12 protein-coding genes are annotated in these 14,705 nt (G+C 71.6%); 7 read left to right on the forward strand and 5 right to left on the reverse strand.

The window, feature by feature from the left end:
- The first annotated feature begins 238 nt into the window (after positions 1–238).
- Complete coding sequence (locus tag ACWCRA_RS13630; RefSeq protein WP_451067585.1) at positions 239–1,060, forward strand: SGNH/GDSL hydrolase family protein; 822 nt, start codon at positions 239–241, stop codon at positions 1,058–1,060.
- A gap of 108 nt (positions 1,061–1,168) precedes the next feature.
- A complete protein-coding gene (locus tag ACWCRA_RS13635; RefSeq protein WP_451067586.1) occupies positions 1,169–2,440 on the forward strand; it encodes an acyltransferase family protein in 1,272 nt (423 codons plus the stop codon).
- A gap of 420 nt (positions 2,441–2,860) precedes the next feature.
- Here the strand turns inward: ACWCRA_RS13635 and ACWCRA_RS13640 are convergent, their stop codons facing one another.
- The 4 genes from ACWCRA_RS13640 to ACWCRA_RS13655 form a co-directional block, all read right to left on the reverse strand.
- Positions 2,861–3,292, reverse strand: a complete 432-nt coding sequence (locus ACWCRA_RS13640; RefSeq protein ID WP_451067587.1) for a hypothetical protein — start codon at positions 3,290–3,292, stop codon at positions 2,861–2,863.
- Entirely contained in the window at positions 3,289–5,340 is a 2,052-nt protein-coding gene (locus ACWCRA_RS13645) for an integrase (RefSeq protein ID WP_451067588.1), read from the reverse strand. Before ACWCRA_RS13645 ends, ACWCRA_RS13640 begins: the two co-directional genes overlap by 4 nt.
- An 80-nt stretch (positions 5,341–5,420) precedes the next feature.
- Complete coding sequence (locus ACWCRA_RS13650) at positions 5,421–7,196, reverse strand: hypothetical protein (RefSeq protein ID WP_451067589.1); 1,776 nt, start codon at positions 7,194–7,196, stop codon at positions 5,421–5,423.
- A gap of 89 nt (positions 7,197–7,285) precedes the next feature.
- Positions 7,286–8,935, reverse strand: coding sequence for an integrase (locus ACWCRA_RS13655; protein WP_451067590.1), 1,650 nt, complete (start codon positions 8,933–8,935; stop codon positions 7,286–7,288).
- A gap of 91 nt (positions 8,936–9,026) precedes the next feature.
- Here ACWCRA_RS13655 and ACWCRA_RS13660 point away from each other — a divergent pair, with 91 nt between their 5' ends.
- From ACWCRA_RS13660 to ACWCRA_RS13675, 4 genes are all read left to right on the forward strand, one after another.
- Positions 9,027–9,314: an NUDIX domain-containing protein gene (locus ACWCRA_RS13660; protein WP_451067591.1), complete on the forward strand. Its 288-nt coding sequence runs from the start codon at positions 9,027–9,029 to the stop codon at positions 9,312–9,314.
- A gap of 5 nt (positions 9,315–9,319) precedes the next feature.
- Positions 9,320–10,906: an NUDIX domain-containing protein gene (locus tag ACWCRA_RS13665; protein WP_451067592.1), complete on the forward strand. Its 1,587-nt coding sequence runs from the start codon at positions 9,320–9,322 to the stop codon at positions 10,904–10,906.
- Positions 10,903–11,811 carry a hypothetical protein gene (locus tag ACWCRA_RS13670; protein WP_451067593.1) on the forward strand — a complete coding sequence of 303 codons (909 nt, stop codon included), beginning with the start codon at positions 10,903–10,905 and terminating at the stop codon, positions 11,809–11,811. Before ACWCRA_RS13665 ends, ACWCRA_RS13670 begins: the two co-directional genes overlap by 4 nt.
- A 65-nt stretch (positions 11,812–11,876) precedes the next feature.
- A complete protein-coding gene (locus ACWCRA_RS13675; RefSeq protein ID WP_451067594.1) occupies positions 11,877–12,626 on the forward strand; it encodes a PIG-L deacetylase family protein in 750 nt (249 codons plus the stop codon).
- 82 nt (positions 12,627–12,708) lie between these two features.
- Here the strand turns inward: ACWCRA_RS13675 and ACWCRA_RS13680 are convergent, their stop codons facing one another.
- The gene (locus ACWCRA_RS13680; RefSeq protein WP_451067595.1) at positions 12,709–13,134 is read right to left on the reverse strand and encodes a GFA family protein; all 426 of its coding nucleotides are present in this window, start codon (positions 13,132–13,134) and stop codon (positions 12,709–12,711) included.
- 253 nt (positions 13,135–13,387) lie between these two features.
- Here ACWCRA_RS13680 and ACWCRA_RS13685 point away from each other — a divergent pair, with 253 nt between their 5' ends.
- Positions 13,388–14,686 (forward strand): UDP-glucose dehydrogenase family protein, encoded by a 1,299-nt coding sequence (locus ACWCRA_RS13685; protein ID WP_451067596.1) that lies wholly within the window; start codon positions 13,388–13,390, stop codon positions 14,684–14,686.
- The last annotated feature ends 19 nt before the right edge of the window (positions 14,687–14,705 follow it).

Consider the following 14,705-nt stretch of genomic DNA (forward strand, 5'->3'; position numbering starts at 1 on the left):
CGACCCTCGCCCCCGCGGGGACAGAAGCCGTCGGCCGTGCGGAATCGGGCTGGACCACGCCGGAGCCTTCCCCCGCGGGACCCACCCGCCCCGCGCACCCCCGGCTGTACCGACAATCGCCGCACGGACGCTGCTGCGGTGACCAGGGCTCTGACAACGTATGCCGATATGTCTCCCGGCACGTGACGAGACGATGACAGCCCTCCCGGTCACTCCACCGGCCGGTTTCGCTGGAGTCATGAACAGCAAGAACTCCTTCTCCCCCCGACGCGGGCACATCGTCCGCCTCGCCCTCCTCGCGGCGACGAGCGGACTTGCCCTCACCGCCTGCAGTGGTACCGACGACGCTCCTGCCCGCAGCACCACCACAGCCGCGGTACCCGGCGACCAGCCGTCCGCCGGCAGTGACAAGAAGGACACAGGGCCGGACAGACTCCTGTGGATGGGCGACTCCATCGGCGAGGCACAGGCCCCGGCCCTCGGGGCGGCCATGACCGCCGGCGGCATCACGTTCAAGTCCGTAGCCGCCGCCGGCGGTGGCGGTGTTGTCGGCGAGATAGCCGCTCCGACCTGGGAAACGCTCCCCAAGGAGCTGGACTCGTTCAAGCCGGACGTCGTCGCCTACCAGATCACCACCTTCGACTGGGGCACTTCCAAGGAGCAGCGCGCCGCCTACGAGCGCCTGGTCAAGACCGTGAACGACGCGGGCGCCGAACTCGTCATCGTCTCCGCACCCCCCTTCAAGGTCGACGACTTCTACAAGCCCCACGCGGCCGCGATCGACACTGCGCCCATGTCGGCCAAGAGCGTGGCCGAGCAGCATCCGGACACCGTCCACTTCCTCGACGCCTCAACGCTGTGGGGCACCGACAGTACCGCCGCCAAGGCACAGCGCAGCAAGGACGGCATCCACTCCTGCCAGCAGGGCTCGGCGGCATTCGCGCAGTGGTTCGGCAAGAAGCTCAAGGCGCTCTACCCCTTCACCCCGGCAGCAGCCGACCAGTGGGCCACCGGGGCATGGACCGCCGAGAAGGTCTACGGAAAGTTCGGCTGCTCGTAGCCGGCCGGAGAAGAGCGGCCAACGCCCATTCCCGTACCGGACAACACCGACGCAGGGGTGCCGCGGCCCATGTGCGCCGCGGCACCCGGCTCACCCCGACGGAGACCCATGACCATCCGAACACCGCCCTCCCACCGACGCCCCCGCTCCCGCTCCCGGACCACCGTCCCGACGTCGCCCGCCGGGCGGCACATCACGCCTCTCGACGGACTGCGCGGGCTCGCCGTCCTCGGAGTGCTGTTCTTCCACGCCGGCCACTTCAGCGGCGGCTTCCTCGGTGTCGACCTGTTCTTCGTCCTGTCCGGCTTCCTGATCACCGGCCTGCTGCTGAGGGAGGCACGGGCGGGCAACGGCCGCATCGACCTCCTCCGCTTCTGGGGACGGCGCGCGCGCCGTCTGCTTCCCGCACTCGCCGTCACGGTCGCGGGCACCCTGCTCCTACTGTGGGCGCTCGGCCCGCCGACCCTGCTCCGCCATGCCCTCGACGACACGCCCTGGGTGCTGTCGAACCTCACCAACTGGCACTTCATCGCCGACCGGGTCGGCTACTGGCAGGCCGGTGACACCCGGGTCTTCGGCCACCTGTGGAGCATCGCCGTCGAGGAGCAGTTCTATCTGCTGTGGCCGCTGGTGATCGGCCTCGCGGCCCGTGGCCGGCACGCGGACCGGTGCGTCGCCGCGGCGGCCGTGGGCGGCGCGGCCCTCTCGCTGATCGTGATGATCGCTCTCACCGATCCGGTCGACACCACCCGCGTCTACGAGGGCACCGACACCCGTGCCTTCTCCCTCCTCCTCGGCGCGCTGATGGCCACAGCTCCCGCGTCCGGCCTCCTGGACCGCATCGGCGAACGGGCGGCCGGATGGTGGGCCCTCGCCCTGGCCTGCGGGATCGGCGCCTACTGGATCACGGCCGACGGACAGAACTCGCCCTCGCTCTTTCAGGGAGGGCTCTTTCTCCACGCACTGGCCGCGGCTCTGCTGATCGGCTGCCTCGCCCGCGCCCCGCGCACTCCCCTCGGAAAAGTCCTCGGCACACCCGCCCTGCGCTGGTTCGGCCTGATCTCCTACAGCCTCTATCTGTGGCACTGGCCCGTCTACCTGATGCTGAGCGAGGAGTACCTCGGCATGGCCGGCTGGGGCCGTACGGCCGTCATCCTCGGCGTATCCATCGTGGCCGCCGCGGCCTCCAAGACGCTCGCAGAGGACCCCATCCGGTTCCGGGCCCCCTGGGCACAAGGCCGCACGGGAGCAGCCGCCCTCCTCGCCACCTTCATCGCACTGGCAGCTCTGTGGGCCCTCATCCCCGAACCACGGACCGGAGCCGGAACCGTCGACGTCACGCGCCTCTTCGCCGGAGCACCCGCTGAGCCCGGAACCTGACCTCCTGGCAGCGCGTCCCCCCGACGCCACCCGTGGCACTCCCCACAGCCCGCCCGGACCACCCTCCCGCGCACCCAGTGCTGCACCCTCGCCGGGGCATCGGCGTCCCGCTGATCAAGATCTCCCAGCGGCAGGGCCGCCTGGGTCCCGCTCATCCGGGCTGTTCCGGCTGGGGTGGTGTGCGCCGGTGGCCTGGGGCACCGGCGGTATGCCCTCAGGTGAGGGTGAAGGTGGGCTCGGAGGCGGTGCCGACGGGGCTCCCGAAACTTGGCCGTGCCCTCGGTCGGGAAGCACGCGCTGAATCCTGGTGCCGCTCGATTCGCGCCCCTTCCCGTCGCGGCTGGTTGCAGGGGCGAGACGTCGCCCCACGCTCCGCACGCCTGCTCGGGGTGATCTGCGGCAGCCGGGCCGCCGGTGTGCTCACCCCCGGGGTGGTCGGCGGCGACGGGCGGGCAGATGTGCGATGGGCACCGGTCCACTGCCCTCGCGCGCGGCGTGCAGCTCCAGATCAAGCTCGGCGACGATCTTCCGCAGTGCCGCTGTGCTGGTGCGCTCGGCGGCCAGAGCCTCTGCGGTGTCGGCGAGCCTGGCCTTGAGTCCGGCCACCTGCTCCGCCAGCTCCCGTGCCACCGCCGGTGTGTGGTCCTGGGCCCTCACACGGGCCTGGAAGTCCTCGACCAAGTCCTTGTGATCGCCGTAGGCGACGTCGCGGCGTACCCCGGCTTCACGCAGCAGCTCCGTCACGGTCAGCCGCCCGGTCCCGGAATGCAGGGGGCTTCCGTTCAGCAGACGGCCGGCAGCCGCCTCCAGGTCTCTGCGTTCGGCCGCCTGGTCCCGTGGCTTACGGCTCATGGCACGTCTCCCTTCGTGCCGTCGGTGTGACGGCGGATGAGGGCGGCGGTCCGGCCAGCCAGTGCGCCGGCGCGGTCGCGCAGGGGTTGCGGGGCCAGCGGATCGGACGCGGACCGCTCCAGCAAATGGAGGTCCTGCTCCAGTTCGGTGATGTTGCGGTCGGTGTACGCGAGGTTGGTGCAGTCGGAGCGGCATTCCGACTCATCCGGGCCGTCCTCGTCCGGTAGTCCGAGGGCAAGTTTGGCCGTGCGGCAGGCGGCGGTGGCCGCGCGCCATACGCAGGTCATGCCCTGGCCGTGGTGGATCGCCGGATCAGCCTGGGCCAGGAGGCGCCGGGCGCTGTCGGCGCTGGTGACCACCCGGCCGGTGAACGTTGCGGCATGCTGCACGCGGGCTCGGTACTCGGCTGCGGCCGGTCCGCTGACGTGCTCGCCTTCGGCGAGGTGCCGGTGGTCGTGTCCGGCCTGGTCGATGATGAGTTCCAGTTTCTCCACGGCGATGTCGTTCAGCCAGGAGGGGTCGTCGTACCCGGAGTAGTTCAGCGTCACTTTGGTATGGACATGCCCGTACTGGAGTGCGGCGGCGATCAGTCCTCGTGGTCTGCGGACGATGAATCGGGCGAGGGTTCTGCGGTAGCGGGCGGCGTGGATGCGGCCGGCGGAATCCGCCGGAATCGGGTCGGTGCCGTCCGCCCTGCGGTAGGTGGAGTTGATCCAGGAGATGAGGTCCTGGATGTCGTCGTTCATGGCGTTGCCCTTGCGGGCGTTGACGGCTGCCGGCCGTTTCGTGTGGGCGCTGGTCAGGCTCGCGGGGAAGAGCAGGGGCAGATCGTGCAGGTGTTCCTGGAGGGCGATGGCCGCGTGGACCACGTCGACGACGACCCACGGACGCTGTGGTTCGGTGATGCCGGGCTGGTCGGGGACCCGGTCGAAGCCCTTGCCGCGGAAGCCGTGGACCAGGAGCTCGCCAGTCGCCTCGTCGGTGTCGCGGCATCCGCGGCGCAGGTTCAGGACTTCTCCGGGGCGCATGCCGGAGAGGTAGCAGACCGCGGTGAACAGGGCGGCGGACAGCAACCGGATGAGGGTGGGGAGTTCGTCCACGGTGATGGGCTGCTCGCGCCAGGGGCGGCCGTGGAGGCGTCCGGTGATCGTGCCGACGCCGGTGTACGGGGCGGTGGGCAGGCCGCTGTCCGCGATCAGGCGCTCCACGGCGCGGGTCGGCCCCTGACGGAGCTCCCGGGGGATGCCGATGAGCCGTTTGATGTGGCTGTGGTTGATGCCGCCGTTTCGGTGGCCCGGCAGCGGCAGATCCTGCTGCGCGCAGTGCGCGAGGTACTGCTGGAGGCGTTCGGCCGGGAGGCCGGTGTACCGGGCCTGGGTGGGATGGGTCCCGGCCTCCAGCTGCTGGTAGGTGCGCTTCGCGTCGCGGATGTCCGGGCCGAGGTCCTCGATCATGATCAGGACCCAGGCCAGGAGGGATTCCATGGTGTCGTCGGCGACACGGGGAATCCTGTTCTCGCGCCCGGTGCCCGGCGGGGCTCCGACGACCTCCTTGGCACTCTGGCCCGGCCAGGGGAACCCGCAGGCGAGGCGGCAGGGGGCGGGCATGTGGTCGCTGAAGAGCCACAGCACACGCACCGCGGTGATGAGGTCGGACTTGCGGCGGCCGGTGCGGTCCAGGCCCAGGACGTGGGTGCGGAAGGCGGCCAGGTCCGTCTCGCCCACCTCCGAGAGGTCGCGAAACCCCTGGGCGTCCAGCCAGAGCGCGATCACGCGCATGTCGATGATCCAGTAGGGGAGGCTGCCGATGCTGGCGTGCTCGGCGGGGCGTTGCCGTCCGCCCGGCTCCACCGGGACGGGGTGGTCCAGGGCTGCCAGGAAGAACGTGCGGAAGTGCCGGCGCAGGGCGGCGGGGAAGGTGGACCACATGATGGCCGGGATGGACAGGTGCGCGTCGTGGTGGGCCGCCTGGACGTGCCACACCGCGTCGCGGAAGCGGGACATCCGTGACGGGGGCGTGCCGATCCGTACCGGCCGGTTGCGCAGCACGAGCACGCTCCCTGCAGGCCAGGGCACAGTGGCGGAAGCCGGGAGTTCGGTCCCCGGGGCGGGCTGGCTGGTGCGGGTGGTCATCGCAGCTCAAGCCTCCCGCTCAGCAGGTCGTCGACCAGTTCCCTCTGCCCTCGGGTCACCGTGGCGCGGGCCCGTTCCTGTTCCGCGGGGGTGTAGTGGCGCAGGATGTCCTCCAGCCGGTCGAGGACCGCCTGGTACTTCACGCTCCAGGTGATGGGCTCGGAGTTGGGGCGTGCGGCGATGATCCGGTCGCGGGTGGTGATCTGCACCGGCAGCTGGTGCGGGAGAGCACGGGCGTTCTCGCACTGGAGGCAGGCGAAGAAGGAGGCCGTGCAGGGGACGCCCGGCGGGCTCTGGGGGCTGGCGAGGTGGTCGGTGCAGCCAGCCAGGACAGTGTCCTGGTCCCCGGCCAGCAGCCTCGTCAGGGTATGCACGTCGAGCCCGGCCTCGGCCGCGGCTGGCCCGGGGTCCCGGGCCGCCCGGTCGATGAAGTCCGGGGTGAAGACCGGAACACCCATCACCGCACGGGCCTTGGTGACCTGTGCGCGCAGTGCCGTTCCGACGACGGTACGGCTCTGCTCCTGGATGGTGCGGCTGCGTGCGAGGTAGTGGTCCCGCAGTGTTTCGCGGCGGTGTGCGACGGGGCGCCGGGTGAGTTCCAGCGCGGTCTGCCGGATCCGCCGCACCTGCACGGCGGGCCGCCCGCCCGCGACGGCCTGCCGCAGGGAGGGGAATCCCCGTGTCTGGGACCAGCGCTTCACATGGACCGACGTGTTCCATCTGCCCGCCTTCCCCTCGGGGTCACTCCTCGTGTTGTAGCTGAGGAAGGCGCCCTTCTCCCCGCTCAGACGGCGGGCGGTCTGCGTCAGCTCCAGCAGCAGCTCATAGACGCGCAGTGGGGAGTGGAACAGCCGGGCCCCGGCGCTCCCGGGACCGGCGCGGTCGCGCAGCGGGGCGGGAAGGTCCTCCAGGGCGGCGATCATGTGCTCCCGGTCCGGCCCGCGGCGCGGTTTGGTCTCCTCGACCAGAGCCAGGGCCTGCGGCGCGACGCCGCCGTCGGGCCGGACGTGGGCGGCCGGCCATGTCGTAATGGTGCCGAAGTTCTCCGCAGTGAGCGCGCTGAGCAGCAGCGCGAACGCCGTGCACTCATCGCGGGTGAGGGCCAGCCTGGCACTGATGGCCTCGATGCCGCCCAGCCGGTACACCTCCGCCTGAAGACCGCCGGAGGCGATGCGCGGCAGATCGCCGGTGGTGGCGAACTCGTCCAGGAGTCTGCCCAGCGCCTCCTCCCGGCTCCCGGGCGCCAACTGACCGGCCCGGAACCGGTCCAGCAGCCGGACCCCAGCGCGGATACGGTCCCGGCTGATCCGGATGTCGCGGCGCAGCGCCGTCATGACCTGCTGCCACTCCTCGTCACTGTAGGCCGTGATCCGGTCGTCCTTCGGGAGGGCGGGGAGCCGTGTCCGCACAAGGTCGCGCCGTGCAGGCTCCGTCAGTTTCGTGTTCGTCCGCATCAGCCGCCGCAGGGCCAGGACGTGGGCCCGCAGAGTCCCCGGCTGCCCCGCGTAGTGGTCGCGGAAGAGCGCGAAGTGCCCGGGCGCCAGCCCGCGTGGTGCCGCCGGCACCTGGCCGGCTTCCGACAGCACCGTCACGAAGCGGTGCAGCGTCACGTGGTACCTCTTCGCCGTGATCAGGCGCTTGCTGCTGCCGCGGGCGCCGCACCGGGCCGCCACCAGCGCGGCCATCCACCGCCGCATCTCGAGAGAGGCCGGGAAGGACGAGAAGTCCAGCACGTGGCTCTTGCCGCTCTGCTCCTCGTAGAAGACCACCACGGTGCGAGCCCCACCGGACGGCAGCCGGTCGGGAGGCTCCCATCCCGCGGGCGGCTGGGCGGCACGACGGCCCCTTCGTCCGGGCCCGTTCACCGGACGGCACCTGCCGGACCGGACGACGCGGCGACGGGGGCGATGGTGGAACCGCCGTACCGGGCGAAGACCCGTACCAGCGAGTCGACGCCGGCCTGCTCGTCGTCATCGAGGAGGGACATGAGGTAGGACAGGCGCAGCCCCGTGAACGGCTCTAGATAGTGTTCCCGGGTCGTGGCAGGGCTTTTGTGTCCAAGCAGGATCGACAACTGCAGCCAGATGTCACCGAGCTGGTCACGGAAGTCCTCGATCTCCTCCCGGGTGAAGCCCTCCAGCCGCCGCTCCTCCACCAGGGACAGGATGGAGAACCATTTCAGGGCGAACGAATGCCGGCACATGTGGGCGGTCGCCCACAACGGGCACCCGCGGCGCAGCCGCTCACGCTCTTCCTCGGGCAGGCGCCGGTCCGGATCGGCGCGGCGCACCCACGCCCGAGCGACCCGCTGGTTCGCGTCAGCGAATGTGTCCTCCCAGCCGTGGGCCTTCTTCGGCAGTCCGTTGACCGACAGCCACACGGCGAGCGGCTCCAGACCGCCGGGCGTCCGCCGGAACAGCAGGCGGCGCTCGTCCGGCGACAGCACATCGAGCGCCAGTACCGCTCTTCCCCGGCCGTGCTGAACGAGAAGCTCTCCGGTCCGGGGATTGTGGCCGGTGACGATCCGTACGCCGCGCAGCCGCTCGTAGCGGCCAGCCCTCCGGGCCCGGCGGACCACCTCCGCCCGCGAGCCCTCCAGCGGGTCCCTGTAGCTCTCGACCGCCTGGAGAACCCTCCGGGGGATCCAGTACGTCCGGCCCTCCTCACCGCCTTTGGCGCACTTCGCCGCCAGCCACACCGCACTCATCCGCTCCCCGCCCGCGGCGGGCAGTTCGACGTCCAGCACACTCGCCCACTCCCGCACACGCAGACCAGTCCCGTAAAGGCCGTCGACAAAGGCACAGTCCCGGTCCTCGTTGAACCCGTGCCATCCCTCCCGCCGCAGACCGTCGAAGCCGTACCCGCGCAATCCCACGTCCCGCCACTGCTCCAGCGCAGACCTCAGCAGCCACTTCACTTGACGCCGCCGGGCACCGCCAGGACGCAGAGGATCACGCCGCCGCCGCGCCTCCCCCGCCCCAGCGCTCCATCCGCCGGCCCACGAGCCATCCCCTCCGGTATCACCCGAATCAGTGACATGGTCCGCGTGGACTGTCGGAACCGGGTTGAAGATCCCGTAACGGGAGCTCGACCACCTGTAGAAGGAATTGAGGCCCGCCCGATCGGTATCGAACGACGTCGGCCGGATACGTTCACCGTTGCGCAGATCCGTGACGCGCCAGTCCTTGAACGCCTCGACATCCCGTACGCTCGCGCAGTCCCACGAACTGCCGATGGCATCCAGAAAGTCCAGCCACACGACCAGCGAGTACGCGTAGCGGCGCCAGGTGCCCGGCTCGGATGTCGCCATACGTCCCGTACGGAAGAACAGGTTGATCCGAGGGTCCGACCGGCCCGTCGGACCGACGATGACAGGGGTGCCATGCCGCGCGCCATTTCGGGCCGCTCGCTCACGCAGGTCACCGAACCGCAGGAAGTCGGGGTCCTCAGTAGGCGGGGGTGGCACAGTGAAGTCGTAGAAGTCCACACTCCAGTGCTCCAGCACGCGCATACGGCCCTCCCAGGGGTGTCTGAACCGACAACGGGGAGGAGCCTAGAGAATCGCCGGGCACACGGAGGCGGATGAATCGGCTGCGGCGTGTGTGACCCGTGAGGCCCGGGAGGAGGCCGGACTGACCGTCGATCCGGCCGGTCTCACCCTGGTGCACACCGTCCACATGCCCGGCTTCGGCGCGGGCGCCGCGCCGAGGATCCATCTGTTCTTCCGCGCGGCCCGATGGACGGGCGAACCGCGGGTGCTGGAGCCGAAGTGCTGTACGGGATGGAAGTGGTGGCCGCGCGAAGCGCTCCCCACCGACACCGTCCCCTACACCCGCGCGGCGATCGACGGCATCGTCTCCGGCCGTGCCTACACCGAACTCGGATGGTGACCGGCATGCACTGTGAGCCGGTCGATGTCCATCTGATCCTGCGCCGTGACGGCGCCCTCGGGCCCGAGGTGTTGCTGTCGCGCCGGGCCGGAGCGGTGTATGCCGCCGGGCTGTGGCATCTTCCGTCCGGGAAGCTCGATGGGCCGCACGAGGATGTCGTGACCGCAGTGATCCGCGAAGCGGCCGAGGAGACGGGCGTCGTCATCGCCCGTGCGGACGTGCGCGCGGCGGTCACCGTCCATCACCGCGCCCCTCACGGTGGTTCCCGGATCGGAGTGCTGCTGGAGGTCCGGCGGTGGGAGGGTACTCCAGCGGTGCGGGAGCCGGCCGTGTGCGACGCGATGGGCTGGTATCCGCTGGACGCCCTGCCCGTGCCGATGGTCGCGTACTGCCGCGCCGGACTCGACGCCTACCGGACCGGGACCCCGCTGGCGGTCCACTTCCAGCGCCCCGGTGATCCGATCGCCTACGCCCCGGACGCGGACCGGCTGGAAGCGATCGGCTCCCCGGAGCCGGGCGGCCCGCCGCCGGCGGTGCGGAAGTTCGCCGGGCAGTCGGTCGGCCGCGTCACCTCCTGGACGGACCTGTCGGTGAACGCCTCCGCCCTGCTCCGCAACTCCGGGGGCGAGTATCTGCTGCACCTGAGGGACGACGTGCCCGGCATTTGGAAGCCGGGCGCGTGGTCGCTGTTGGGCGGCGGCCGTGAACCGAGTGACCGGAGCCTGGAGGACACCGTCCGCCGGGAACTGCGCGAGGAGGCAGGGCTCGCCCCCGGCCCTCTGGAGCCCTTCGCCGTCGAACTCGCCACGGCGATGGACGGCGCCACAACCGTGCCGATCCAGATCTTCGCCGGGCACTGGGACGGCGACCCCGACACCCTGCATCTGACCGAGGGCGTCATGCTGCGCTGGTTCCGGCCGGAGACGATGCCCCGTCTGCGCATGAGCCCCACCACCCTCGAACTCATCCGCCGCCACGCCGCTCTCACCACCCCGCCCTCACCGGACACCGGCCCCCGGGTCTCCTCCCGGCCGCGCACCGGCCGGCCGCCCCTCGCCCACGCCGCGCTCGGCGTCGGGATCATCGTCCACGGCCCCGACGGAGTACTCCTCGGACGGCACCACCGCGGCACCATCAAACTGCCGGGTGGGACGGTAGAGCCTGATGAGTCCCTGACCCGGACGGCGGTCCGCGAACTGGCCGAGGAGACCGGGCTCACCGCCCGCGAGGACGACGTTCACCTCCTCGGGCTGCTCCTCGACACCACCGCCGACGTTCCCCGGGCGACGGTGGCAGCCCTCATCACCACATGGTCCGGGGAACCCGCCGACCAGCCCGGCGAGAAGGTCGGCGCCTGGCGCTGGCACCCTCTCGATACCCTCCCGGACGGGCTGTTCACCCCCAGCGCACAGTGCCTGACCCTGTGGCGCCCCGGCCTGCCCATCGACCATCCCCCGGCCCACCACTACCCCCTCAGCAACCGGCCCCGGCCCGGCGTCCCCCCGCTCGGTGCTCCGGGGCCGGTCGCGGAGCAAGTGACCGCCGGGAACCGGCCCGGCCCAGGGCCGACCGCCCCCGGAGCACGGCCATGAGCACACCAGCGAACGCGAGCGCCGCCGCAGTAGCGGTGTTCACCGCGCCGGAGGAACACGCCGACGAGGTACGGATGCGGCACGCCCACGCCTTGGCCGCCCACACCCTCGGCGTGACCGTACGGGGCCGGGAAGTGTGGGGGTGGAAGGGCCGCACCCTGTCCCGCCGGGCCGGGACCCGCTGGCTGCGGGTCGTCAGCGGCCCGGAGGACAAACAGGGCGGGCGGCTGTGGGAGGGCACCGCCCTCGCGGACACCCTGGTGCCGCGCACGGTACCCCGGCCCCGCGTCCACGACGTGCTCGACTGGACCGCCGACGGCCACGCCTACCGGGCCGAGCTCACCGAGTACATCCCCGTCCCGACGGTGACCTCCGGTACTCCGGTCCTTGACCGGGACCTTGTGCTACCGGACGCCTGGTGGGCGGAGCTGAAGGCCGCCCTCGGCGTTCTGGCGCTCGTTCCGACGGAGCGGGAGGCGGTGCGGCAGGGGTGGATCGACCGCAACTTCGAGCGCTTCCTCGGCATCCCGCCCGTCCGGGTCACCGCCTGGACCACCGGGCACGCGGACGTGCACTGGGCCAACCTCACCAGCCCCGTACTCACGATCTTGGACTGGGAAGGTTGGGGGCGGCTCCCTGTCGGCTACGACCTGGGCATCCTGCACGCGTACTCCCTGCCCGCCCCGGCAGTCGCCGCCCGGATCCGCCACGAGTTCGCCCACGTCCTCGACACACCGGACGGCCGGGCCGGGGAACTGGTCGCGCTCGGGCAGCTGAGACAAGCCTGTGCACGGGGCATCCACCCGACCCTCGCGCCGCTCATCGCGGACCGGGCCGAGCGCCTCACCGGCGTCCCCGTCCCCGCGCACCCGGCCCCTCCTCCGAGACAGGACCCCATGCCGTGACCCCACCCTCTCCCCCGTCTCCCCCGTCTCCCCCGTCTCCCCCGTCTCCCCCGTCTCCCCCTTCTGTGCTCGGTGTGTTCGCGCACCCCGACGACGAATCACTGCTCGCCGGGGGCGTCCTCGCCCGGCACGCCGCCCGAGGAGCGCGCACCGCCGTCGTCACCGCCACCTGGGCCGAGGACAGCCCCCGGGCCGCCGAACTCGCCGACGCGCTCGCCGTTCTCGGCGCCGGACTGCCACGGATGCTCGGCTACGGTGACGCCCGCAATCCGGACGCCGCGCCCGGACGGGTCCGGCTGGTCGACGCGCCACTGGACGAGGCGGTCGGCCGGCTCGTGGCCGAGATCAGGCGATTCCGGCCGGACGTCGTCATCGGCCACGACGCACTGGGGCAGATGACCGGGCACCCGGACCACCGGCGCACCCACCAGGTCACCGTCCTCGCGGTCGAAGCCGCCGCGCTCGTTGCCCTCCACCCCGAAGCCGGGGAGCCGTGGACAGTGGGCGTGCTGTACGCGGCGACGCACCCGGACTCCGGCGTCGGCGATCTCGCGCCGCTGCTCGCCGGGGTGGGGAAGAGCCTGCTGACCGTCCCGGACGCGTACGTCACCGCAGCGGTCGACGTGACGCCCGAGGTGGGACGGAAGTGGCGGGCGGTCCGCGCGCACCGCAGTCAGCTGGAGCGGCCGAGGCCGCTGCCCGCCCTTCTGTCCCGCCTCGACGAGGCGACCCGGGCGCGGATTCTCGGTACCGAGTTCTACACCCGTCTCGGGCCGGCCCCCGGCGGGGGCGCCGTCCGTCTTCGGGAGCTCTGACCCCGCCGTGCTTGCGCGGTTGCTCAGGCGGGGGCGCTTCGGGCCTGGGTCCGGTGGCTGGTCGGCTCGCAGGGCTGGGGGGTCAGCCGGCGCTGGTGTGCTGCTGGGTGTCGGGGACTTGGGGAAGCCAGGTGACCGCGGTGTCGCGGAAGGACTGGTTCACCGGGACGAGGCCGGGCCCGTCGGGGTGGTCGAGGGCGGGGAGGTTGACGCCCATCCAGGTGTCGCCGTAGTCGTGGGCGGCGACGTGGCTGCCGCAGTCGGGGCAGAAGCCTCGCCGGGTCTCGCCGGGGAAGGTGTCGTACCACTTCGGCTCACCCTCGCCGGTCCAGGCGAAGCCGTCGAGAGGGAACGCGACCCACGACATCATGGGGCAGCCGCCGCGTTTCTGGCAGTCGGGGCAGCTGCAGGTGTGGGGGTAGTCCGGTGCGCCCGCGGCGGTGAACCGGATCTTCCCGCAGTGGCATCCGCCGGTCCGGACAGTGGTCGCGTCAGCAGTGGCGTTCATCGGGTCATCTTCCTTGTTCTGCCGCAGAGTTGGCTTCATCAGTGTGTCATCGCCATCGGGGTCGCCGGAGCCTGCCGCGGCCCGGCGGGTCCCCCGGGCAGCGGTTCGGCGGGGGCGGTCGGTTTCCCTGCTGTGTGCCGTCGGGGGCCGGTACGCTCGCCCGGGCCGGGGCGGGTCCCCGCCGGGCGGCGACGCCCCGCATGGCGAGAATTTTGCCCATTTTTGTGTCGTCGTGAGAACGGATTTCGCAGTGGTGCAGACGGAAGTTCAGCAGCGGAAGATCGCCGTGTTCGGGGCCGGGTACATCGGTCTGGTGACCGGGGCGTGTCTGGCGGAGCTGGGGCACTCGGTGGTGGTGCGGGACATCCAGGAGGAGCGGGTGCGGCTGCTGCGGTCGGGTGAGGTCCCGATCCACGAGCCGGGTCTGGGCGATGTGATCGCGCGGAACAAGGAGCGGCTGGTCTTCACCACCGAGTTGGAGGAGACGCTGGCGGGGGCGGAGGTGGTCTACGTCTGTGTGGACACGCCGCCGAGTGCGGCGGGGGACGCGGATCTGTCGCGGGTGTGGTCGGTGGTGGACTCGCTGGCGGGGGCGGGGCATCTGCGGGCGGTGGTGGTGAAGTCGACCGTGCCGGTGGGGACGGGGGCGCGGGTGCGGGCGGCGCTGGACCGGGCGGGGCTGGGGCATGTGGGGTACGCGTCGAATCCGGAGTTCACCGCGGAGGGCCGGGCCGTTCAGGATTTCCTGGCGCCGGACCGGGTGGTGATCGGGTCCTCGGACCCGGGGACGGCGCGGCTGATCGGGGAGCTGCATGCCGGGGTGAACGGTCCGGTGGTGGTGATGGACGTCGAGTCGGCGGAGATGTCGAAGATGGCGGCGAACGCTTTGTTGGCGACGAAGATCAGCTTCATCAACGAGATCGCCACGCTGTGCGAGCTGGCGGGCGGGGACGTGGAAATGGTGGCGAAGGCGGTGGGCATGGACCACCGGCTCGGTCCGCACTTCATGCGCGCGGGGATCGGCTGGGGCGGATCCTGCTTCCCGAAGGACAGCGAGGCGCTGCGGGCGCTGGCGAACAACACCGGCTATCACCTCCAGCTGCTGAGCGCGGTGATCGAGGTGAACAACCTGCAGAAGCGGCGGGTGATCGCCAAGCTGAAGGAGGTCCTGGGGACGCTGGCGGGGGCGCGGGTGGCGCTGCTGGGTCTGACGTTCAAGCCGGGGACGGACGACATGCGGGAAGCGCCGAGCGCGGTGCTGGCCGCACGGCTGCTGGCGGAGGGGGCCGAGGTGCGGTGCTGGGACCCGCTGGCGCGTCCGCCGGCGGTGGAGCCGTGGCTGTCCACGACCCGTCACGACACGGTCGCGGAGGCGGCGGCCGGGGCGGACGCGGCGGTGGTGGTGACCGAGTGGCCCGCGCTGCGGGACGTGGACTGGGGCGCGGTGCGGGCGGGCATGGCCCGGCCGGTGCTGTTCGACGGCCGGAACATGTTCGGCCCGGCGGAGATGCGGGAGCTGGGGTTCACGTATCTGTCGGTCGGCCGCCCGTAGGCACGGGTTGGGCCCGGAA

It is taken from the genome of Streptomyces sp. NPDC001889 (genome assembly GCF_053594535.1).

What these genes read in the sequence shown, in the direction of transcription:
- ACWCRA_RS13630 (WP_451067585.1), top strand. Translation starts at nt 239, where the DNA reads ATGAACAGCAAGAACTCCTTCTCCCCCCGACGCGGGCACATCGTCCGC.
- ACWCRA_RS13635 (WP_451067586.1), top strand. Translation starts at nt 1,169, where the DNA reads ATGACCATCCGAACACCGCCCTCCCACCGACGCCCCCGCTCCCGCTCC.
- ACWCRA_RS13640 (WP_451067587.1), bottom strand. Translation starts at nt 3,292, where the DNA reads ATGAGCCGTAAGCCACGGGACCAGGCGGCCGAACGCAGAGACCTGGAG.
- ACWCRA_RS13655 (WP_451067590.1), bottom strand. Translation starts at nt 8,935, where the DNA reads ATGCGCGTGCTGGAGCACTGGAGTGTGGACTTCTACGACTTCACTGTG.
- ACWCRA_RS13665 (WP_451067592.1), top strand. Translation starts at nt 9,320, where the DNA reads ATGCACTGTGAGCCGGTCGATGTCCATCTGATCCTGCGCCGTGACGGC.
- ACWCRA_RS13670 (WP_451067593.1), top strand. Translation starts at nt 10,903, where the DNA reads ATGAGCACACCAGCGAACGCGAGCGCCGCCGCAGTAGCGGTGTTCACC.
- ACWCRA_RS13680 (WP_451067595.1), bottom strand. Translation starts at nt 13,134, where the DNA reads ATGAACGCCACTGCTGACGCGACCACTGTCCGGACCGGCGGATGCCAC.